The sequence below is a fragment of the Wolbachia endosymbiont of Oedothorax gibbosus genome (assembly GCF_936270435.1).
GTDB lineage: Bacteria > Pseudomonadota > Alphaproteobacteria > Rickettsiales > Anaplasmataceae > Wolbachia.
Genome location: NZ_OW370567.1, coordinates 407,942 through 430,213, shown reverse-complemented (window position 1 = coordinate 430,213; position 22,272 = coordinate 407,942). Strand labels below are relative to the sequence as shown.

Genomic DNA, 22,272 nt, shown 5'->3' with positions numbered 1-22,272 from the left:
TGTTTGTTCTGCAGTGAGAATTGGTATTACTACATCATCAAAAAAATTTGCACCTTGGCTGCCTGCTATGACTAATATGTTTAGGATTTTCTCAGTGCTAGAATGGCTCTGTGCTTTTATATCAATAAAATTTCCTGTAAAAATACATTTATTGCCCTCTGCATATTTAGTCTCCGGAAAGCTGGTTGCAATTAATTTTGCACTCTTGAAAAAGAATCTATTTACTCTCCCTAAAACTGTGTTTTGTTCATGTAAAATTATAGGTATAGAAAGAACCTTTGCTGCCAAAAGAGTTGGAAAAGAAGCATAGCTACCAAAACCAATTATTAGCTTTGGTTTTAATTTTCTTGTTTTATGTAGTGCTAATACACAGCTATATATTAATAAAAGGAAAAACTTAAATTTGTTGCCGCTTGGTCTACGTAATGGTAAAATGTAGCCTTCTATGTCGGTATTTTTATTTGTTTTTTTATCAGCGAATAATATACAATTGTATCCTTGTGTCTTTAGTGCTTTTGCTAAGGCTATGGCCGGAAAGATATGCCCACCTGTGCCACCTGTTGCTAAAATAATATCCATCTGCAAATAACAAATTAACACTAGATTGTTAACTGTTATTTAATAATTTGCACGTAGAATTTTATTAAGCTTTATGATAGTTGAGTTAAACATGCCTAAAAGTAGTAGTAAAAGAGAACCTAATGAGAAAAATAAACCTCAAGAACAAAGAGAAGGCAGAAGCGGAGGTTTTTTAGAACTGCTAAAAAATATAATAAAAATTCTTTTCAATTCGGTTGTTGACCTACCTGAGCACGAGCAGCATAATAAAATGAAAAACACTAATCTACAACAAAGTTTGGATACTAAACGAAAAGGCCCAGAAGATCTTCATCCAAAGGCAAATCTTGAAGTCAAAGAAGCAGCTAAGGGATTGAAAGAAGAGTTACAGAATTCTGATGCTGGTAATCAATGTGCTGAAATTAAAGGTATCTGCTCAGAGAAGTGGCAAAAAAATAGGTGACATAGAGTATTAAAAAAAGATACATAGGGTCATAGTGGTTTTAAGGGTTCTGTCGCATGTATCTGTTCAGCAGAGTGGCAAAATAAGGTAGACGAGAAAAGACAACTATAGGAACAAATGGGTGTCATGCAAGTAGCTGACACTGGCATCCAGTTCTTTCGCGCAGTTCCATCGAAAACATTGTAAAGCGCTTTCGTGTTTACCAACTTAGTGCCCAATCTGGATCCCAGACTGGGATGACAAGAAAGGGAGCACTGGAATTTTTGTTTCAATATTTGTACATGAGCCATGCATCTGAACAGACAATGGCGTCAACTTAAGGAAAAATATCGGTGATAGTGTATAAAAATTCTCTCTAAAATTTTTACCATTAAATTACCCAAAAGCTGCAATAAATAGCACTTTTGTTGCTGTTTTATTTCAACAAAGAAGTCTAAAATGTGTCCTTTTTAGGTAAAACATGCAAAAAGGAAAAAATTTTATTCTACAAATTAAAAATATAATATACTCGAAAGCTTTTCAGAGAATCCATTGTGTTGGAAAGAACAGTTTCACGCGAACAAGAAAACTCCCTTTTACGACAGTATTTTCTATGATTTTAAAGTTAGTTAAAAAAAGTTTGGGAATAGAATGTGAACTTATGGAGCCATTGACATGTACCCTCAAAGCAAGCTTTTTCTAAAGCAAGGTATAAATACAGGTTTTAAAGAGTTATTGGAGCTAAGCATCCAAACAGCTTATCAAGATGAATCTGAGCTGGAGAGGCTATAGACTTATTGCAGCAGATGGTTCTGGTATGAGATTACCCAGCTCTGAGGAAATTGTATCCGAGTTTGGCCGCTTTAAACCAAATGGAACAACAGGCACAATGCCACCATTGGCAAGAGTTTCTTTGTTTGTTGATTTATGTACTTCACTGATTTGCAGTGCTCGCCTTGCGGCTTGGGAACAAACGTTGGCGGAAGAGCAATTACCCGAAGTTATCACTCAAATGCGTTCATTAAATCAAAAGAAATTATTATTTATCTATGATCGTGGTTATCCTTCAGTAAAATTCATTCAGCAGCATGATGATTTGGAAGTAGATTTTATTTTTCGCTTGCAAAAAAGAAATTATAGCAAGCTATGGGAACGAATTGCATCTGGCGAATCAGATTTTGATTTTATATTAGAAAATGAAAAGCTAAAAAATAAAATGAAAGGACAGAAAGTAAGAGCTGACATTAGCTAACGGAGAAACAGAGGTATTAGTTACTTCACTTTTTGATCGAGAAAAATTTACTTTGGAAACCTCAGTTATGGATTAGAAAATAGATAAAAGTATAACTAAGAAGAGGGAAACAGGGTAAACTCGAGTATTTTAGTAATAATAAGAGGTTACCCATGAAGAAAGATATTACAGAACTGTACTGTTGCGTCGAGGATTTTTGTCGTGCGGTAGATGATAATTTTGCAAATAGGTTCTTATCAAACGGCAAAAAACCAACCAGAGTACCAGAAATAGCGCACTCAGAAATTCTAACCATAATCCTATTATACCATAAATCACCATGTAAAAACTTCAAGGCTTTTTATCTTTGTTATCTTCAGTTATTCTATAGATCAGAGTTTTCAAAGCTGCCTTCATATCACAGATTTATTGCCTTAAAGCCGCGAGTTTTGTGGTATTTAGCATTACTTTTGCAATGGTTTTGTGAACAAGCAAAAATGACCGGGATTTCCTACATAGATTCTACTTCAATAGCAGTATGCCATCGAAAAAGAATCTCAAGAAATAAGGTTTTCAAAGGATTAGCAGAGTTAGGAAAGAATACTTACGGCTGGTTTTTTGGTTTTAAATTACATGTAGTAATCAATGAAATAGGTGAAATTCAAGGTGTTACGCTAACCAGAGGTAACGTCGATGACAGAAAACCTGTACCAACTCTAACCAAAAAACTAACTGGACTTTTGTTTGGAGATAAGGGCTATATAAAGAAAGAGCTCTTTGAGAAACTATTCGATAGAGGTCTAAAACTCGTCACTAAAGTGAAAAAAGGTATGAAAAATGCACTGATTTCGCTGAAAGAGAAGATTTTACTAGGGAAAAGATCGATTGTTGAAACGGTTTTTGGCTGCCTAAAAAACAAATTTGAACTTGAGCACACTCGGCATAGATCCACAGTAAATTTCTTGGTACATATTTTTTCTACCCTCATTTCTTATTCAATGCAATCGAAAAAGCCCTGTATTTCTCAGCTTTACTTCGTTGGTTAATCCATAACTGGGGTTATAAACTTAAGAATAACTGTAGAAACTACTATTTTTTTAAGTCAGGTAGAGCACAAAAAACATCACTTACAATTCAATAATTCTCCAAAATCAATTATGTTTGAAAAGTAATCACTATCTATAACATCATCACTTACATCATTAACGTGGATAAGGACTGGACGACATGAAAAGCCTTTTGGACGCTTTAGTGTATCTATTTTCTTTTGTACTTCTTGTATTATTGAATGACCGATTTTATTTTTTGAAAATTTGATTTCGCAAATGTAGAGAGTGTTAAACCTTGTTTGAATCATGTAATCAATTTGACAACCTACACTATTACGCATTCTCTATCCTCAGGGCTTTATTTTCTGCTTTTAAGTTTTCTACTTCTACTTCCAACTTCTCTATTTTTTGCTGTAAATTTTTGCAGAGCTCTTCTAGATCAATCATATTACCTCACGTTTACCCTATGATTATCTTTTTGGTTTATCTTGTCTACCTATTTTGCCACTCTGCTGAACGGATACAGAAATAAAGAAAGTCAGTTCAGGTGAAAAGTGAAATTTAAGGTTTTAGTATCTTCTTTCTTTTAAGAAAAAATACTCTACTGTAACTCTACTACATTTTAATCACTATGTCAACCCCTTAGTTTTTATTCTGTTGATATATTTAAAATAAATTAAAAAAACTAATGTTTTCTTTCTGCTATATAATTCATAATGGTGTCTTTGATAGAAAACCTTCTACTATATATATAACGGGTTTCTTATGACTTTTTCTGAAAAAATTAAAAACTTTTTTCTTTGGAGATGGGCTATATCTGGTTCTTTACATTAAATAACTCAGCTATATTATAGTGCATTTTTTATATTAACTAAATCTCTTAATTGATCATTGTTAAATTCTGTAATCCAACTCTCGCCACTACTTATAGTTAGGTTTGCTAATTCTTTCTTACTTTGAATCATCTCATCAATACGCTCTTCAAATGTACCTGTTGAAAGTAGCCTGTACACCATAACATTACGTTCTTGCCCGATACGATAGGCCCGATCTGTTGCTTGTGCTTCCACTGCTGGATTCCACCATAAATCATAATGTATTACATGGTTTGCCGCTGTTAAATTAAGCCCTGTTCCACCAGCTTTTAAAGATACTATAAGAATATTTGATTGGAATGAATTTTGAAAATCATTAACCATTTCGTCTCGTGCTTTACGGGACAGTCCTCCATGTAAAAATGGCACTTTTGATTCAAACCTTTCTTCAAGTAGCCTAGCTATAATCTCACCCATTTCAGTGTATTGAGTAAATATCAATGATTTTTCTGCAACTTCACCAATACTAATCAATATTTCCTCAAGCATCTGCATTTTACCGGATTGTTCAATACTCGCACGCTTTTTCTTGCCAAATTGTGATGGATGGTTACAAATTTGCTTTAAAGCATTGATAAGTTTAAAGATTAGTCCCTTACGTTCAATCCCTTCACTTTTTTCTATTTTCTCCATAGTTGTATCAACAACCTTTTGATAAAGAGCTGTTTGCTCTGAAGTGAGGGAACAATAACGATTATTCTCAATTTTATCTGGTAAATCCTGAATAATGCTTTTATCACTCTTAAGCCTACGTAACATAAAAGGGCTAGTGATTTTCATAAACCTTTCTAGACAAATTTTATCTCTTTCTTTTTCAATTGGTGTTGCAAAGCTGCTTTTAAACTGCTTAGGAGTACCAAGATAAGATTTATTGATAAAATCAAAAATGCTCCAATACTCAAGTAACCTATTCTCAACAGGTGTACCACTCATTGCTATTTTATGTGTTGCCTCAATAGCTTTAATTGCTTTGGTTTGTTCGGTATTAGGATTTTTTATATTTTGTGCTTCATCAATCACGAGCAAAAACCATCTTATTTTGTTGAGTTCTTTTTTATCACGACGTGCAAGACCATAAGATGTTATGGCTACATCGTAATCACTTACTAATTCTCGATTTTGTCCATGATAGATGAAAAGCTTTAATTCTGGTGCAAAACGTTCCATCTCTCGTTGCCAATTACTTAATATGCTTGTTGGAGCTACTATCAAAACTCTATCCCGATTTAAAAATCCTGCATTTTTACAATATAAAATAGCTGCAATAACTTGTACAGTCTTACCAAGACCCATATCATCAGCAATTATGCTACCAAACCCACTTTCTATATTCTGTACAAGCCAACTAAACCCTCGTTCTTGATATGGGCGCAGTTGTGCTATTAGATTATTTGGTGTAGTAACAGGTGTGTAAGTATTAAGTTTATTAAATAAGTCTGTAAGCTGCTGATCAAATGCTACTTTAGCCTCATTCACTTCACCTGTCAGGGCAGCTTGCATGAGTTCTGCTTGACTCAAATAATCAGGCAATTTATCAAGTTTTTTTAATAAAGCCTCTACCTCTTTATCATCTAAAAGCACATAATGATCAATAATGTGCACAAGCCCACGAGAATCTTTTAGTAACTTTTTAAATTCTGTAATGCTTATTTTTTTATCACCTATTGCTATTTTCCAATCAAATTTTAATAAATTTTCAAGAGTTAAAAAGCTTTCGCGATCTTCTTTTATTTTATCTTTAGTAGACAAATTAAGACTTAATTGTGGTTTTAAGATTTTTTGTAAAGATTTCGGCAAAATAACTTTGATACCTATTGCTCTTAGTACAGGCAAGATATGTAAAAATAATGGTGCAAAATTATCTAAATTAAATGATAATGTGCTATTATCGTCAATCGACTTTTCTAGTTCAGGTATATATTCAGACAAAAGTGCAAGATCAGATAAAATACTAAGCTTTACGTTTTGATTAGAAAGTGCTTTTTCCAGCTTTATGAATGACTTCTCATCATCTGGTGATAACTGTACCTCAAGTTCAAATTTTTCATTGTAATCTTTTATCATTAGATAGAGTTTGTAAGGTTTATCTGCTAAATAAAGACGTGAAAGCCAGAGATTAATCGCTTGCGGTATTTCCTTGTTGCTAAACTCAGTAAACTTGTATGGTCTTCCAGTAAAGAATAATCCAAAGATGTCTTTATCTCCATGCTTATCCAGAGGTGCAGGAAAGTTATCTTTTATATACCCTAAAAGGATGAGAGAGATAGCAACATTTACTTGTTCCTCTGGTTCCATAGCGATTTCTTGATATTTAATCAATAGAGGCGGACAAATAGATGACATCTTGCTATGAATTTCCTTAACTGATTCATTAAACAACGCCGGAATCCACCTAATTATTACTTCTCCTTTTTTGTTTTGTAATACTTGTGGTATTAGCGCTGACTTTTCCATCAGCATATGTGCAAACTGTGAAATCATATGCATGAAGCGAAGTTCAGGATTAAGCCTGTGAAGTAACGAATTAGGAATGTCGTTTAAAAATCGTGCCATATCTTGCAATACATTTCTACTTAGCATAAATAAATTAGTTGTACCATTGCTCACTTGAGTAAGGTAATGCTGATCATTAATGAATAGTTGAAATGTTTGCCAATTCTGAATTTTTCCCCATCTTTTAATAAATAGCTCCTCTTCCGATAGTTCCTTCTTAGAAGCTGGATAGTACACTAACCTTCCTGTAGGATACTTTTGCCAGTGCTTATAAGCTATCTGTAAAATATTATGAAAGTTTTTTTCAAAAAAAAGTGGATTATCTGTTAAAATACTACTGATACAATCAAAAAGGTTAGGAATAGTTGATAAATCAATATCATTTAAAATTGTTTGGTTATGTATTCTAATTTTAGAACATGCCTTAAATATATCATCAGTCTTTAAAATGTTTTGAGCATTTTCTAATTTTCCACCTCCAAAATCATCAATGAGCGATAATAAATCACAATTATGAATATTAAAAATCATGAAGGGGTTTTTATCAATTTCCGCCGCAATAAGATAAATTACAGCAGCAATATGTTTACAAGGCATAGCCCAATCAGGACAACTACAACTTGCATTCATCTCCTGCCAATTTGAAGGAAATAATTTAATCCCAAGATCATTAAGCTTATCAAACAAGCTGGCTGATAATTGTCTATTTATCAATTTAGCTAATATAGCTGGTGAAGTTTCAATAATTTGACGAATGGTCTGTTGTTCTGATGAACTTAATTCATTGAGTATAATTTTGACTTTATATGGTTGAGGTTTTGAACCACGATATGGGTAAGATCCTGAGCTATGAACTTTAGCTGTAACTATGTGACCATTAATTTTAATACCAAAAGCTCGACCAGTATTAGCACAAGTTCTGCCACGTGGAAGACGGTTATCATAATCTATTCCGTCAAAAGACTGTAGCCACTTCTTACCCCACCATGTTCTTCCATAAATAGTCATTTTATAAAATCGTATATTTCAATATAAATAAATTGAATATTAACCTTATAGATAATTTTTCTAAATATATCAAACCCACCTTAGAGAAAACAACTATAGTGTTTCTTCAGAGCAAGCTACTAATTTTAGAACGAATTAACATCAATTACTACTATAAAACGCCAACAGAAATAAGTTAAAATAAGCATTTGTTTGTTGCTATAGATTAAATTTACTTATGTTGAGCTGCATAAAAGTGCAACCAAGACTATACAAAAAGACTTAAAACTCTCAAAACCTTATGAATTTATATGTAACCAGTGCTCCTAATTTATTTACAATTCATCACTCTTTGGGACCATACACCATAAATTGGGGTTAAAAGGTTTGCTTGGCAAAATTACTGTTTAGTGCTATACTCAGTTAAATTGTTTTAGTAGGAGGGAGACATGACTTGGAGTTTTTTTGCTGGGCTCATGCCACCAGCAGCAGATGCTACAGAAGAAAATAAAGTTAAAAGTAGGAAAAATTCTGGGAATTCGGGTATTGAAGATCAACCTGACCAAGACTCTACAACTACATTAGAATTTAAGCTGACACAATCTTTGCTTGATCAGGTAAAAGCTGATAAAAATGATCCCAGTGTAAATTCTGGTAAACAAGCGTATAAAGATCTTCCTAGAATGAGTTTTGTAATCAATGGTCAAGCTATAGATAAGGAATTTGTTAGCCAACAGTGCAATACGCATAGTGAAGGAGTTAAAGATGACAATTACCGCCAAACTGCAAAGCAAGTCTTCACAGAAATGTTCAAGCATGCTAAAGCAGAAGTTCCAAACGATCACATACTGGAAGAATTAATTACTAGTTGTAATCAAGCGGGGTATGAGTTTGCGATGTATGGTCAAATTCAGCCTATACTTGCTCAGTATAATTTAACACCAACAATTCCTGAAAAAACAATGGGCATTCATTGTAATAGTGCAAATTCTGTAAGTGTTGAGTATAGTGAGGTTATAGTTGTAAAAAATCCAGATTCAGAACAATTGGAAGAATATAAATGTGATAGTAAGCTAAGGTTCACGCTTAAGTCTCAAGATGGTAAAGTAGAGTATGAAAATGGCAAAGAAACATTTACCCGTTCCTCAAGAATTAAATAACTACAAAACTGATGGTAAAAGTTTATTAGGTGATATTAAGGAATGTTTTGAAGATGTTGATAACCGAACTATTGAGGATTTAACCGATAACATTGGTGATGAACGTCAGTTTAATGAGGAACCTAATGGAGATGATTCAAATCTAGAACAAAATGAATTTGAAATACCTGATATTCAAGAAGAGCGAAGGCCAGGTGTTTTAGGACCAAATAAAACTGAAATTGCAGGATTTAGCCAAGAGAAGTTATTAGAGATCATCGATTTTGTTAAGGTAGGCTATTATGTTGGTGATTATAATCTTAATAATAAAAAGTTTTCTGAGTTAGAGGAAAGATCTTATAACCCCAGTTATGGATTAACCAACGAAGTAAAGCTGAGAAATACAGGGCTTTTTCGATTGCATTGAATAAGAAATGAGGGTAGAAAAAATATGTACCAAGAAATTTACTGTGGATCTATGCCGAGTGTGCTCAAGTTCAAATTTGTTTTTTAGGCAGCCAAAAACCGTTTCAACAATCGATCTTTTCCCTAGTAAAATCTTCTCTTTCAGCGAAATCAGTGCATTTTTCATACCTTTTTTCACTTTAGTGACGAGTTTTAGACCTCTATCGAATAGTTTCTCAAAGAGCTCTTTCTTTATATAGCCCTTATCTCCAAACAAAAGTCCAGTTAGTTTTTTGGTTAGAGTTGGTACAGGTTTTCTGTCATCGACGTTACCTCTGGTTAGCGTAACACCTTGAATTTCACCTATTTCATTGATTACTACATGTAATTTAAAACCAAAAAACCAGCCGTAAGTATTCTTTCCTAACTCTGCTAATCCTTTGAAAACCTTATTTCTTGAGATTCTTTTTCGATGGCATACTGCTATTGAAGTAGAATCTATGTAGGAAATCCCGGTCATTTTTGCTTGTTCACAAAACCATTGCAAAAGTAATGCTAAATACCACAAAACTCGCGGCTTTAAGGCAATAAATCTGTGATATGAAGGCAGCTTTGAAAACTCTGATCTATAGAATAACTGAAGATAACAAAGATAAAAAGCCTTGAAGTTTTTACATGGTGATTTATGGTATAATAGGATTATGGTTAGAATTTCTGAGTGCGCTATTTCTGGTACTCTGGTTGGTTTTTTGCCGTTTGATAAGAACCTATTTGCAAAATTATCATCTACCGCACGACAAAAATCCTCGACGCAACAGTACAGTTCTGTAATATCTTTCTTCATGGGTAACCTCTTATTATTACTAAAATACTCGAGTTTACCCTGTTTCCCTCTTCTTAGTTATACTTTTATCTATTTTCTAATCCATAACTGAGGTTGGAAGATATCAGTAAAGCTTATGTATTAAGGTGGCACATAGAAGAGTGCTACAAACGACTCAAAGTAGGAGCAGAGTTAGAGAATTTTTCTGGGGTAAATTTAGAGGCTGTATTACAAGAATTTTGGGCAAACTTGGTCATGTGCAATATATTATCGCTTCATATGTGTGATGCACAAGGGCCTTGGAACCCAGATCAAATTGCCGAGTACCGTTTAAATTTTTCAGTTTTATTTGGTGTGATGAGACAGAAACTTTATCAAGTGCTCGTTGCGCCAAAAGATTTTCAAGCCCTTTTTAAGTATACGCGCCAAAGTTAAGATCCGACCGGGAAGATTGTATAGCCGCAATAAAGTAGATAAGCCCAAACGCCATCATGTCTTTAGGAGAGTTTGCTAATGTATGCTCTTAGAACCTGTTAAGGATCTCGAAAATATGAGGTAAAGTAGGCATAGTTAAGAAAGAGGTATATCTATGCAAAAAAGCTATCCAAGCGATATAAGTCAAGAACAATTTGAAAAAATCAGACCAATACTGGAGAGTAGCAGAAAGAAAACAAAACCAAGGAAACTTGATTTGTATGATGTATTTTGTGCAGTGCTATATATCCTAAAAAGCGCCTGCCAGTGGAGAATGCTGCCAAAAGATTTTCCAAGGTGGGAGAACGTGTATTACTATTTTCAAATGTGGAATAAAAAGAATGGAGCAGAACCAAGCTTGCTGGAAGTAGTCTTAAAAAAAATTAGTTGGAGAGGTTCGTATCAGCAATGGTCGGAAAGAGAAAACCAGTTTCTGTATAATTGATGCACAAAGTGTTAAAAACACAGATACTGCTGAAAAAAAGGGCTATGATGCAGGTAAAAAGATTTCAGGCATAAAGCGTCATATTGCAGTTGATACGCAAGGCTTGCCACATGCAATTCATATAACAACGGCAGAAGTAACTGATCGTAGCAGTGCTGTGGAAATGGTGGAAAAGGCTGAAGAAAACCTCTCTGAAGTTAAAAATATACTGGTTGATGCTGGCTATACAGGAGAAAATTTTGCAACTCAAATAAAAGCTACTATTGGTGCAACTGTTGAGGTAATAAAGCGAAGTGAATTACACTCTTTCGTTGTATTGCCAAAGAGATGGGTTGTTGAGCGTTCTTTTGCTTGGTTGGAAAAATGTAGGCGTTTGTGGAAAAATTGCGAGCGGAAACTCAACACTAGCTTACAGATGGTTGTTCTCTCCTTCATTTCTCTCTTATTACGAAGATTTTAAACAGGTTCTTAAGTTGACGCCATTGTCTGAACAGATACCTGTCGCATTAAACAACAGTCTGATATTAGTTTTAATTCTTCTGTCAGTTAGTTCTTGTCTGTCAGATCAAATTTTGTCTTTTACATTCTTAAGCCTTTAGCTCCTCAAACACCTCACTTGCTCTATTTAAAACAGAATCAGGAAAACCAGCAAGTTTTGCTACATGTATTCCATATGACTCATCTGCAATGCCTTCAATTACTTCATGTAGAAAGATAACCTCTCCGTTCCACTCTCTTATTTTTACACAAAAACATTTCACGTTCTTCAAGTATTTGCTTACTTTAGTTAATTCATGATAATGAGTTGCAAAAATGGCGCGGCACTTATTTACATTGTGAATATGTTCAATCACCGCCTGTGCAATAGATAATCCATCATACACCCCTGTGCCCCTACCAATTTCATCAAGTATCACCAAGGAACGATCTGTTGCCTGGTTGACTATTGTTGCTGTTTCAATCATCTCCACCATAAAGGTGGAATAACCAGCTGTTATATTATCTGTTGCACCAACCCTGCTGAATATCTTGTCAATCACTCCAATATGTGCACTATCTGCTGGCACAAATGACCCCATGTGAGCTAAAATTGCGATGAGAGCATTTTGCCTCAAGAAAGTGCTTTTTCCAGCCATATTAGGACCAGTAATTAGATGTATACCCGCTAAATCGATGCTATTTGCAATGAATTTATCGTTAACTTCAATCACTGGATGTCTTCCATTACAGATATTGAACTCTTTACTGTCATCGATAATGGGTTTTACGTAATTATTTTGCACTGCAAGCTCCGCAAACGTGGCTCTAATATCAAGTTTTGCCAAAGCATTTGCAGCAAGAGCAATTTTTTCAGATTCTTTAGCGACTTCACTACACAGTTCACTAAAAATTTTCATTTCTAAGCTGATTGCAGCATCACGTGCCGTAAGAATTTTATTTTCTAGTTCTTTCAATTCATTAGTAGTGTAGCGCATGCTATTTGCCAAGCTTTGCCTATGAATAAATATATCTGAAGTTATTTTGTGATTTGCCGACACTTCAATGTAATAACCAAGTATGTTGTTGTGCAATATTTTTAGTGCAGCAATGCCAGTTAAATCGCGATAAGATTCACGGAGTTTGGTTATCAGTTTATTACTATTATTTAATATGTAGGATAACTCAGATAGTTCCTGGTTATATTTTGGATTGATAAACCATCCTTCTTTCATGGAACTAAGGTTGTTATTAAGCACAGCACTATCTAAAAGCTCAAACAGGTCTTTATGATTGCCAAGGCTTTTATGTATTGTGCTGAGTTCACTCTCGTCACTACTTATCACCTGAGTAGTAGACACTGGTTCCTTTTCTCTGGTCAAGCACTGAAATGACATCTGAAAGTTAGCTGCTGGTTCTTCACTTAAACAATAATTATGCAAGGTAGACAGAAACTCAGACAACTCTAAAGTTTTTCCTAGGCCTATTTTTAATAGGTTCATATCCTTTGGTGAACCACGCCCTAGTATTAAGCGCGATAAAGACCTCTCAATATCTGGAATGTTAGATAGTATCTCCCGTATTTTTTTGCGCGCCTCATGACTGTTTACAAAAAATTGAGCGGTGCTGAGCCTCAAATTGATTGCCTTGGAGCAAGCAAGTGGTGAAGCAAGAATTTGTTTGAGCAGACGTCCACCAGAGGCTGTAACTGTGTGATCAATAACTGAAATTAGTGAACCTTTCTTTTCACCAAATTGAGTTGAAAATAACTCAAGATTTCTCCTTGCTGAAGCATCAATAAGCATGAAATTTTGTTGCTTATAGGTTTTTGGGAATTCAAGCCTTGGAATAGAGCCCCTTTGTGTTACTCTGACATATTCAAGCAGTGCACCGCACGCCATGATTTCTACTTTGCTGAAATTTCCTATACTTCCAAGTTCCCTGATTTTATAAAACTCGCATAATGTTCTGTGAGATTTACTATACTCAAAAAAGCTTTGTGCGTGTTGCGTAATTGATATTTTATAATTTTTTAAAATCGATCTAATTTTTTCGTCCTCAGTGAATTTTTCAGAAATTAATAATTCTCTTGGTGATATACGCAATAAATCACTATCTAGAGCTTTCAAACTCGTTAAAGTGTGAAAAAATTTTCCCGTTGATAATTCAAGCCAACTAATAGCATATTCGTCATTTTGTTCAACTATGGACGCGAGATAATTATTGCTTTTATCCTCCAGTAGTGAATCTTCTATAATTGTACCTGGAGTTACAACTCGCACTACATCACGTTTTACTATGGATTTATAGCCCCTCTTTTTTGCTTCATCAGCAGTTTCTAATTGGTCACAGATTGCTACTTTGAATCCTAAATCTATTAGCTTGTGTAGGTAAGATTCGCTACTGTGTGCTGGCACTCCACACATTGGTATTTCTTGCCCATTTGAATTGCCCCTCTTGGTTAGCACTATATTCAGCAATTTCGCAGCTTTAATAGCATCATCGAAAAACAACTCATAAAAATCTCCCAGCCTATAAAATAGCAGATGATCCTTGTATTGAGCTTTCAGGTTCAAATATTGTTCCATCACAGGAGTGTTTCTTTCTTTCACAAAGCTCATAATATTTTTTAATATATTGTATTGGTGATAAATTCAATGTTATTATAGATTATATTGCACATACATAAAATTTAAATAAGTGGAGTATGATACAAAAACAAATTGAGCAATTTCTCTGTCTTTCTACCTTTTTCTTCACCGATTTAAGTGCTTTTATAGCTATAATGTGCTATCGAAGTTCTCTGTAATCTTAGTTGGTTCTTCTAGAATATTCAAAATATCAGTTGCACAATAAACCCGATCTCTCTTTCCTTGAGAAGTTTGTGAAACGATGCCTAAATCTTCAAGCTTTACGATTGCTCTTTGGGCTGTTGTAAATACGACACCTAAGTTTTCAACCACTTTCCTTATAGTAAAGTAAGGGTTTACAGCGAGATACCTTACAATACCACTCGCAACTCCTTCAGTTTTAGAACTAACTTCAGTTTGCCAATTTGCAATCAAAATGTTAATTCGTTCTGCTCTTGACAATGCATCCAATGATTGCAGTACTACACCATTTAAGAAAATAAGAGAGGTAGTCCTCAACAACTCATGATATAAATATATCTTGAGGAAAAAAAGCGGTGTATGGTCCCAGAGTGTGATGGTATGATAAAATGTGAGAAAAAAATACCATCAAGGGAGGAATTATGGTTACATGGGTGCGCCAAAATAACAGAGACAATTCGTAGAGCAATACAAAATAGTAAAGAGAGCATAGCAAAACTCTCCAGGTACTATAACCTTAATCCAAAAACTATTGTCAAATGGAGAAAACGCTCATTCACTAAAGATAGTGATATGGGTCCAAAACATCCAAGATCAACTGTCTTAACTTTAGAAGAAGAAGCGATAATTGTTGCATTTCGCAAGCATACACTTTTACCATTAGATGATTGCCTTTATGCTCTCCAGTCTACAATTCGACATCTAACCCGATCTAGTCTACATCGTTGTTTACAAAGGCATAACATTAGTAGACTACCAGATGTTGATGGTGAAGTTAAACCAAAAAAGAAGTTCAAACAATACCCTATAGCATATTGATATTGCAGAAGTCAGAACAGAAGAAGGTAAGTTATATTTGTTTGTTGCAATAGATAGAACATCTAAATTTACCTATGTTGAGTTGCATAATACTGCTACAAAACCCATAGCTGCTGAGTTTCTACGTAATTTGATTAAAACCTTACCATATAAAATACATACCATTTTAACAGATAACGGCATACAATTTACCAACCAGAAGCGTCATAAGTATGCTTTCAAGCACATATTTGATAGAGTTTGTACAGACAACGACATTGAACATTGTTTGACAAAAGTTAGCCATCCTTAGAACCTGTTTAAAATCTTCGTAATAGGAGAGAAATGAAGGAAAGGACAATCATTTGCAAACTGGTGTTGAGTTTACGTTCGCAATTTTTCCACAATCGCCTACACTTTTCCAACCAATCAAAAGAGCGTTCAACGACCCACCTCTTTGGCAATACAACAAAGGTATGTTCGTTTTATTACTTCAACGGTTGCACCAATAGTAGTTTTTATTTGAGTTGCAAAATTTTCTCCTGTGTAGCCAGCATCAACCAATATGTTTTTAACTTCAGAGAGGTTTTCTTTAGCATTTTCGACCATTCTCACAGCGCTACTACGATCAGTTGCTTCTGCAGTTGTTACATAAATTGCATGTGGTAGACCTTGAGTATCAACTGCGATATGGCCCTGAAATCTTTTTACCTGCATCATAGCCCTTTTTCTCAGCAGTATCTGTGTTTTTAACACTTTGAGCATCAATTATACAGAAACTGGTTTTCTCTTTCCTACCATTGTTGATACGGACCTCTCCAACTAGTTTTTTTTAAGACCAGTTCCAACAAACTTGGTTCTTCTCCATTTTTTTTACTCCAGATTTGAAAATAGTAATATATGTTTTCCCACTTTGGAAAATCCTTTGGCAACATTCTCCACTGGCAACAACTTTTCAGTACGTATAAGACTGCACAAAATACTTCATATAAATCAAGTTTTCTTGGTCTTGTTTTCTTCCTGCTACTCTCTAACCTCAGTTATGGATTAGAAAATAGATAAAAGTATAACTAAGAAGAGGGAAACAGGGTAAACTCGAGTATTTTAGTAATAATAAGAGGTTACCCATGAAGAAAGATATTACAGAACTGTACTGTTGCGTCGAGGATTTTTGTCGTGCGGTAGATGATAATTTTGCAAATAGGTTCTTATCAAACGGCAAAAAACCAACCAGAGTACCAGAAATAGCGCACTCAGAAATTCTAACCATAATCCTATTATACCATAAATCACCATGTAAAAACTTCAAGGCTTTTTATCTTTGTTATCTTCAGTTATTCTATAGATCAGAGTTTTCAAAGCTGCCTTCATATCACAGATTTATTGCCTTAAAGCCGCGAGTTTTGTGGTATTTAGCATTACTTTTGCAATGGTTTTGTGAACAAGCAAAAATGACCGGGATTTCCTACATAGATTCTACTTCAATAGCAGTATGCCATCGAAAAAGAATCTCAAGAAATAAGGTTTTCAAAGGATTAGCAGAGTTAGGAAAGAATACTTACGGCTGGTTTTTTGGTTTTAAATTACATGTAGTAATCAATGAAATAGGTGAAATTCAAGGTGTTACGCTAACCAGAGGTAACGTCGATGACAGAAAACCTGTACCAACTCTAACCAAAAAACTAACTGGACTTTTGTTTGGAGATAAGGGCTATATAAAGAAAGAGCTCTTTGAGAAACTATTCGATAGAGGTCTAAAACTCGTCACTAAAGTGAAAAAAGGTATGAAAAATGCACTGATTTCGCTGAAAGAGAAGATTTTACTAGGGAAAAGATCGATTGTTGAAACGGTTTTTGGCTGCCTAAAAAACAAATTTGAACTTGAGCACACTCGGCATAGATCCACAGTAAATTTCTTGGTACATATTTTTTCTACCCTCATTTCTTATTCAATGCAATCGAAAAAGCCCTGTATTTCTCAGCTTTACTTCGTTGGTTAATCCATAACTGGGGTCTCTAGTATTGGTCTGATTTTTTCAAATTGCTCTCGACTTATATCACTTGGATAATTTTTACGCATAGATACACCTCTTTCTTAAATCTATGCCTATTTTACCTCATCTCTCCGAGATTTTAAACAGGTTCTTAGACTTGCTGCAAATCAAGAAGTAAGAAAAAGGGGAGTAGGAAGGCTAAAATCAAGGTTAACTAAAAGGCATGCTTAAGATTTATAATGCCAGCAATAATATTAAATCTCAAGTTGTATTTCTTCTGAAAATTACGGTAAACATGTGACATAATCTTAAATATTTTTATTTCGCGAATCTTATTTTCTACTCTCATTCTAAATGATGCTAACCTTCTGTTATGTTCCTTCTGCTCTGGAGTCAATAGACCTCTTTCGAAACTTCACATCTACAACTCCCAATTATAAATTCCTGCAATAAGGTTAAATCTCAAGCCAAAACGTTTTCTTCGATTTCTATATCTATCTGAAATTATTTTGAATCTTTTTAACAGACCAATTACATTTTCTACAATCACTCTTTGACTTGCAAGCTCTTGATTTTCTTTCTTTTCTACCTTGTTCAACTGCTTCTTTTTCGTCTTCCTGTGCGGTAATTCAACATTTTTGTGTATCTTTTGCATTCCTCTGTAGCCAGAATCAGCTAAGACTTTTATGTCCGAGAGTATGTGCATTCTTGACTCCTTAAAAAGCCGAAAATCGTGCTTCCTAGCATTTGAAAAAGACGTACAAATAATTTTTTTACTATCTTTTTCGGTAATAATTTGTGTTTTTATACCGTGCTTTTTCTTTTTTCCTGAATAAAATCTTTTTTGCTTTTTTTTTGCCTCTCAACAGGAGTTTCGGTTGCGTCAATCACTAAAACTTCATATTCCATATCACTTTTTAAGAGCTCTTTTCGTCCTGGTAATGCAAAATCTGGATGTTTTACTAACTTGTCTTCTACCCACTTTACTGTCTTATATGCTCCACTTTCACTGATTCCATAGCTTTGCGCAATATGAAAATATGTCCGATATTCGCGGAGATACTCTAATACCATTAGGAGCATGTTTTCCTCACTTAGCTCTTCCTCCTCTAGCTTTCTTCTTTTTATTTGCTTTCCTTAGAATTTCCACTATCTTATCAAACGTTGCTCTTTTTAGCCCTGTTAATCTGCGAAATTTCTCATCTTCTAACTCTTTTGCTGTTTTGTATTTCATCTATCTCCTTCACACTAAATTACCATTGTATATCTTCTTTGGCTTTATGCTAGTTTCGAAAGAGGTCTATTGAAGTTAAAGTTCTGGTTAAGAAATGTTGCTGCTGAGTTGTTTGCACTGAAAAAAGCTCTGTTAAAAAATGAGATAGATGTTTTTAGATTTGCCAGATGTGCCAGAAAATTGCGAAAACGTACAAGGTATTACTTGAAGGAGATATTTTACCTACCTGAAGCAATAGGAGCTTCTCGAGTTGCCAAAAATATTTTGAAATCTGAAAGAATGATGTGGAATTTTTTGAATGATTCAGAAAACATTCCATTGACACGCTGAACAACAGATACGACACTATGTCATTTACCGTAAAAACTCATATTTTACACAATCACAGCGAGGAAACACATTCCTCGAACGGATAATTTCATTATACTTAACATGGAAACAAAGGGGCTTTCCAAAATCTCCTATCTATTGTTTCTTAAACCACTCTGCTGAACGGATACACATTTTTTCTGAATCTTTTCCATATAGGGGGTTTTATGCCTATATTACGTTGTATTGTCCGTACCAAAGTATTTAGGTACTGGCAATGTCATATACCGCCGCCCGCGGCGGTATATCTTGTGCTTGGTATTTAGCTTACAAAATTATTTCCAAATTTTTGCCCTGTTGTATTAGAACCTGTTCATAATCTTTTAAGGAGTAAAGAAGTGAAAGCAAGAACGACCATTTGTAAGCTAGTGTTGAGTTTCCGCTCGCAATTTTTCCACAAACGCCTACATTTTTCCAACCAAGCAAAAGAGCGCTCAACAACCCATCTCTTTGGCAGTACAACAAAGGTGTGTAATTCACTTCGCTTTATTACTTCGACCGTCGAACCAATAGTTGCTTTTATTTGTGTTGCAAAATTTTCTCCAGTGTAGCCTGCATCAACAAGTATATTTTTAACTTCAGAGAGTTTTTCTTTAGCATTTTCGACCATTTTCATGGCACTGCTGCGGTCGGTTGCTTCTGCCGTTGTTACATAAATCGCGTGTGGTAAACCTTGTGTATCTACTGCAATATGGCGCTTTATTCCTGAAATTTTTTTACCTGCATCGTAGCCCTTATTTTCAGCAGTATCTGCATTTTTTACGCTCTGAGCATCAATTATACAAAAACTAGTTCTTTCTTTCCGACCATTGCTGATACGTGTCTCTCCAACTAATTTTTTTTAATACACGCTCCAAAGTACTTTCTGTATCTTCGCTTGGTTTTTCACTCCATTTTTTAAAATATTCGTAACAACTTCGCCATTTTGGAAAATCTTTTGGCAGCATTCTCCACTGACAGGCACTTTTTAGGACGTACAGCACTGCACAAAATACATCATACAAATCAAGTTTTCTTGGTTTTGTTTTCTTCCTACTACTCTCCAGAATTGATCTGATTTTTTCAAATTGTTCTCGACTTATGTCACTTGGGTATAAATTTCTCATATATCCTTATTCATATACATCATCTCATAGTTTATCACTTTTTTGAGATTATGAACAGGTTCTTAGAATTATAAAATCTACTATAAGAAGGAGCAGTTGGATAAGTACCCGCATTAGGATCTTGAGAAAAATAAGAAGGAGGTGGTTCACGATGAGAAGAATCTCCAGAACCATGCCCAGATCTTTGTTTATAGTCTTCTACTGCTTTTTTAGCTTCATCGATATCCTCTAATTCTTTCTCATGCTTCATATGAAAAGCTAAACCACCAGCAAAACATATGAGAGAGTTAACGCCAAGGATAACTAAACCCCACACTGGTAAGACTGGGTAAACAGCACAAGCTACCAAAGCTGCCAAAGAAACAGCGCCAACCGCAAATTCTATATTTCTGAACGTTTTAAGTTTATTATCAAGATAATCTATTTTTTCTTCTTTTCTAGACGTTTTTTTGCTGCTGTTGTACCAAAAACACATACCAACATGGAAAGCAACACACACAACTGCAACTGCTATACCTAAAGCTAATAGCTTTCTACTGTCTTCCGAGTCTTTTTTCTTATCTCCTCTGCTTTCGTTATTACCGTAGTTAATATTCGTTACATTAGTAGTGTGACCACGCCCACCAAATAAAGAATCGATACAACATTGTAATAGCAAATAATCCCAAAAATCTAAACCTCTATCATTGTGTACAGGTACGTATGTACCCTGAGGCCCTGTAGGTTGCCCGTTATTCCCTGCATTATGTTGATCATTTCTGCTTTCTGTATTGCGTCTATTACATGTAAATCCTTCATACGCACTTTTAAAGTTATCCTCACTCCAATCCGAGATGCCTAGCGCATTACAACGCTGCAAAAACTCTTTAACATTAGTGTTACTACCAGATTTCTTTATATAGGCTAACGCATACCTTTTTAAAATACTATCACTTGCTGCCATAAATACCCTCTTGCATTAAGATTAAATTAACAAATACTTATTATAACAAAGTAACATCTTCTTGTCAATTCAACCATAACCTAATACCCAGTTAATATCCTTTCCACCAGTTCTTTTACTGTCGGTATGTAGCCATTCTCATAAAACAGATCTTGCTTAAATTTGTACACATTGTGCCCGGAAAACATAAGTTCGTTCTCAATATCACCATCGTGTATAACGTTTTGCAGTGTTTTTTGTATGCAAAAACTACGTGGATCTGGCTTTCGACCCGTTGAGTGGTCACCATGATCTTTCCAATTGCTAAACAAACAATGGCTCAAACATCCCATACAATTGATTTGATCTTCTCTTATTTGTTTAAATTTATCTGGTGTCACAAAAATAACAGTTGTACCTGGAGTTTTCATTGCTTCTGTATACCCTGCTTTAGTCCATGTATTTGCCAGCTCTTTGTCTTTTGCAGTAAGGTAAATCTTCCTACCTCTGCTACCCATTGCAAATTCATTATTAAATTCTTCGCTGGCATTTTCTGAAAATTTTATTTGACGTAAATTCCGTTCCTGCAACTCACGTATGAAGTTATTTTTTACTGCAGATGAGTAAAACCCTGTTGGACTGAATTTATTTAAAAATACATCACCTTCTTCTAAAGTAAGTAGCTTCTTTTTCCACTCTGCAGAAATTGGGCTTTCTTTCGTCAGAAGTGGACGAGTGCCAAACTGAAAAGCTATTGGTCCAATTTGCAGATTGTCAAACCAATTTTCCCAATCTTTCAAATGCCACACTCCTCCTGCCATAACAATTGGTGTTTCTGAAAGACCGATCTCGTTCATGAAAGATCTAAGCTCTGCAACTCTTTCAAATGGAGCCTGTGGTAGCTCTGGGTCCTCACTATTACTGAGTCCATTGTGCCCTCCAGCAAGCCATGGATCTTCATACACTATTCCACCAAGCAAATAGGAAGATATTCTTTGGTAAGCACGCTTCCATAACGCTTTAAAAGCACGCGCCGATGAGATAATAGGGTAATAATAAACCTGATATTTAGTTGCAATTTCTCCAAGTCTGTAAGGCATACCAGCACCGCAGGTAATACCATGAACTAAGCCTTTTGCTTTTTCTAATATGCCATGAAGCACGCGTTCTGCTGCTCCCATTTCCCAAAGCACATTCATGTGTACTCTTCCACGGCCTTTTGATATTTCATTCGCTATTTTTGCCTGACTGATTCCAGCTTTAATACTATACTCAATTAATTCATTATGCTTTTCATTTCTTGTTTTGCCTTTATAAATCAGTGGCACTAACTCGCCGTTATCATCAATAAGCTTAGCATTTGCACCAGAAAATGTACCCACAGCATCTGCTGCAGCAAATGCTCCGCTTGATCTTCCATCACTAATTGCAATGCCTTTACCACCTTCGATGATTGGCCACACTTCCTTTCCTGAAATGACTATCTTTTTTATCTTATTTTTCAAAATTTCCTCGCAATCTTTCACTCTATTTTACTTAATTACTAAAAAAATAATAGCTGTTTATTTTTTCTTGATATCATTAGAACTTCTATAGCTAGCAAACTATCCACAAATTGTA

General features: G+C 34.9%; 14 protein-coding genes and 8 pseudogenes. 10 read left to right on the top strand and 12 right to left on the bottom strand.

From position 1 onward, the window contains the following. Positions 1–15: 15 nt before the first annotated feature. Positions 16–579: pseudogene (locus NBW39_RS02165) on the bottom strand (UDP-N-acetylglucosamine--N-acetylmuramyl-(pentapeptide) pyrophosphoryl-undecaprenol N-acetylglucosamine transferase); the annotation flags it as partial. Between the two features lie 73 nt (positions 580–652). Between NBW39_RS02165 and NBW39_RS02160 the strand changes: the two are divergent. The 3 genes and pseudogenes from NBW39_RS02160 (at position 653) to NBW39_RS02150 (ending at position 3,277) form a co-directional block, all read left to right on the top strand. Continuing rightward, a complete protein-coding gene (locus NBW39_RS02160) occupies positions 653–1,021 on the top strand; it encodes a hypothetical protein (RefSeq protein WP_250295330.1) in 369 nt (122 codons plus the stop codon). A 460-nt stretch (positions 1,022–1,481) separates the two neighbouring features. Then, a pseudogene (locus NBW39_RS02155) lies at positions 1,482–2,310 on the top strand (transposase); the annotation flags it as partial. Between the two features lie 94 nt (positions 2,311–2,404). Next, a complete protein-coding gene (locus NBW39_RS02150; protein WP_250294632.1) occupies positions 2,405–3,277 on the top strand; it encodes an IS982 family transposase in 873 nt (290 codons plus the stop codon). A gap of 77 nt (positions 3,278–3,354) precedes the next feature. Here the strand turns inward: NBW39_RS02150 and NBW39_RS02145 are convergent, their stop codons facing one another. Continuing rightward, complete coding sequence (locus tag NBW39_RS02145) at positions 3,355–3,621, bottom strand: hypothetical protein (protein WP_250295405.1); 267 nt, start codon at positions 3,619–3,621, stop codon at positions 3,355–3,357. A 507-nt stretch (positions 3,622–4,128) separates the two neighbouring features. Further along, positions 4,129–7,656 carry a DEAD/DEAH box helicase gene (locus NBW39_RS02140; RefSeq protein WP_250295406.1) on the bottom strand — a complete coding sequence of 1,176 codons (3,528 nt, stop codon included), beginning with the start codon at positions 7,654–7,656 and terminating at the stop codon, positions 4,129–4,131. Between the two features lie 455 nt (positions 7,657–8,111). On the opposite strand from NBW39_RS02140, the gene NBW39_RS02135 reads away from it, so the two are divergent. Further along, entirely contained in the window at positions 8,112–8,795 is a 684-nt protein-coding gene (locus NBW39_RS02135; protein WP_250295407.1) for a hypothetical protein, read from the top strand. Continuing rightward, positions 8,749–9,201 (top strand): hypothetical protein, encoded by a 453-nt coding sequence (locus NBW39_RS02130; protein ID WP_250295408.1) that lies wholly within the window; start codon positions 8,749–8,751, stop codon positions 9,199–9,201. The genes NBW39_RS02135 and NBW39_RS02130 overlap by 47 nt, the downstream gene beginning before the upstream one ends. Here NBW39_RS02130 and NBW39_RS02125 read toward each other — a convergent pair. Continuing rightward, positions 9,151–10,023: an IS982 family transposase gene (locus NBW39_RS02125; protein WP_250294632.1), complete on the bottom strand. Its 873-nt coding sequence runs from the start codon at positions 10,021–10,023 to the stop codon at positions 9,151–9,153. The genes NBW39_RS02130 and NBW39_RS02125 overlap by 51 nt on opposite strands. Before the next feature lie 93 nt (positions 10,024–10,116). Between NBW39_RS02125 and NBW39_RS02120 the strand changes: the two are divergent. Both NBW39_RS02120 and NBW39_RS02115 read left to right on the top strand, forming a co-directional pair. Further along, positions 10,117–10,516, top strand: a pseudogene (locus NBW39_RS02120) (IS4-like element ISWosp8 family transposase); the annotation flags it as partial. Positions 10,517–10,591: 75 nt separating this feature from the next. Beyond that, a protein-coding gene (locus tag NBW39_RS02115) for an IS5 family transposase (RefSeq protein WP_250294658.1) occupies positions 10,592–11,381 on the top strand; the annotation gives its coding sequence in 2 pieces (ribosomal slippage) (positions 10,592–10,852 and positions 10,854–11,381; 789 coding nt in all). Between the two features lie 127 nt (positions 11,382–11,508). On the opposite strand, the gene mutS is transcribed toward NBW39_RS02115, so the two are convergent. Together mutS and NBW39_RS02105 are read right to left on the bottom strand one after the other, a co-directional pair. Next, positions 11,509–14,019: a DNA mismatch repair protein MutS gene (gene mutS, locus NBW39_RS02110; RefSeq protein WP_250295475.1), complete on the bottom strand. Its 2,511-nt coding sequence runs from the start codon at positions 14,017–14,019 to the stop codon at positions 11,509–11,511. Positions 14,020–14,178: 159 nt separating this feature from the next. Next, on the bottom strand, positions 14,179–14,547 hold the full coding sequence (locus NBW39_RS02105; RefSeq protein WP_250295474.1) for a Fic family protein: 369 nt from the start codon (positions 14,545–14,547) through the stop codon (positions 14,179–14,181). 63 nt (positions 14,548–14,610) lie between these two features. Between NBW39_RS02105 and NBW39_RS02100 the strand changes: the two are divergent. Further along, positions 14,611–15,337 (top strand): annotated as a pseudogene (locus NBW39_RS02100) (DDE-type integrase/transposase/recombinase); the annotation flags it as partial. Positions 15,338–15,347: 10 nt separating this feature from the next. Here the strand turns inward: NBW39_RS02100 and NBW39_RS02095 are convergent. Further along, positions 15,348–16,067: pseudogene (locus NBW39_RS02095) on the bottom strand (IS5 family transposase). Positions 16,068–16,154: 87 nt separating this feature from the next. Between NBW39_RS02095 and NBW39_RS02090 the strand changes: the two are divergent. Then, positions 16,155–17,027, top strand: a complete 873-nt coding sequence (locus NBW39_RS02090) for an IS982 family transposase (protein ID WP_250294632.1) — start codon at positions 16,155–16,157, stop codon at positions 17,025–17,027. A gap of 208 nt (positions 17,028–17,235) precedes the next feature. On the opposite strand, the pseudogene NBW39_RS02085 reads toward NBW39_RS02090, so the two are convergent. Continuing rightward, positions 17,236–17,418 (bottom strand): annotated as a pseudogene (locus NBW39_RS02085) (transposase family protein); the annotation flags it as partial. A 24-nt stretch (positions 17,419–17,442) separates the two neighbouring features. After that, a pseudogene (locus NBW39_RS02080) lies at positions 17,443–18,255 on the bottom strand (IS5 family transposase). Between the two features lie 84 nt (positions 18,256–18,339). Between NBW39_RS02080 and NBW39_RS02075 the strand changes: the two are divergent. Continuing rightward, a pseudogene (locus NBW39_RS02075) lies at positions 18,340–18,734 on the top strand (IS66 family transposase); the annotation flags it as partial. Between the two features lie 203 nt (positions 18,735–18,937). Here NBW39_RS02075 and NBW39_RS02070 read toward each other — a convergent pair. The 3 genes from NBW39_RS02070 to NBW39_RS02060 form a co-directional block, all read right to left on the bottom strand. Further along, a protein-coding gene (locus NBW39_RS02070) for an IS5 family transposase (RefSeq protein ID WP_250294670.1) occupies positions 18,938–19,730 on the bottom strand; the annotation gives its coding sequence in 2 pieces (ribosomal slippage) (positions 18,938–19,465 and positions 19,467–19,730; 792 coding nt in all). A gap of 34 nt (positions 19,731–19,764) precedes the next feature. Further along, positions 19,765–20,673, bottom strand: a complete 909-nt coding sequence (locus NBW39_RS02065) for a hypothetical protein (protein WP_250295473.1) — start codon at positions 20,671–20,673, stop codon at positions 19,765–19,767. Positions 20,674–20,753: 80 nt separating this feature from the next. Beyond that, a complete protein-coding gene (locus NBW39_RS02060) occupies positions 20,754–22,157 on the bottom strand; it encodes an NAD(P)H-dependent flavin oxidoreductase (protein WP_250295736.1) in 1,404 nt (467 codons plus the stop codon). Positions 22,158–22,272 lie beyond the last annotated feature (115 nt).

Excerpts from the sequence above, each read along its gene's own strand:
- NBW39_RS02160 (WP_250295330.1), top strand. The coding sequence starts at position 653 with ATGATAGTTGAGTTAAACATGCCTAAAAGTAGTAGTAAAAGAGAACCT.
- NBW39_RS02150 (WP_250294632.1), top strand. The coding sequence starts at position 2,405 with ATGAAGAAAGATATTACAGAACTGTACTGTTGCGTCGAGGATTTTTGT.
- NBW39_RS02145 (WP_250295405.1), bottom strand. The coding sequence starts at position 3,621 with ATGCGTAATAGTGTAGGTTGTCAAATTGATTACATGATTCAAACAAGG.
- NBW39_RS02140 (WP_250295406.1), bottom strand. The coding sequence starts at position 7,656 with ATGACTATTTATGGAAGAACATGGTGGGGTAAGAAGTGGCTACAGTCT.
- NBW39_RS02135 (WP_250295407.1), top strand. The coding sequence starts at position 8,112 with ATGCCACCAGCAGCAGATGCTACAGAAGAAAATAAAGTTAAAAGTAGG.
- NBW39_RS02130 (WP_250295408.1), top strand. The coding sequence starts at position 8,749 with ATGAAAATGGCAAAGAAACATTTACCCGTTCCTCAAGAATTAAATAAC.
- NBW39_RS02125 (WP_250294632.1), bottom strand. The coding sequence starts at position 10,023 with ATGAAGAAAGATATTACAGAACTGTACTGTTGCGTCGAGGATTTTTGT.
- mutS (WP_250295475.1), bottom strand. The coding sequence starts at position 14,019 with ATGAGCTTTGTGAAAGAAAGAAACACTCCTGTGATGGAACAATATTTG.
- NBW39_RS02090 (WP_250294632.1), top strand. The coding sequence starts at position 16,155 with ATGAAGAAAGATATTACAGAACTGTACTGTTGCGTCGAGGATTTTTGT.
- NBW39_RS02065 (WP_250295473.1), bottom strand. The coding sequence starts at position 20,673 with ATGGCAGCAAGTGATAGTATTTTAAAAAGGTATGCGTTAGCCTATATA.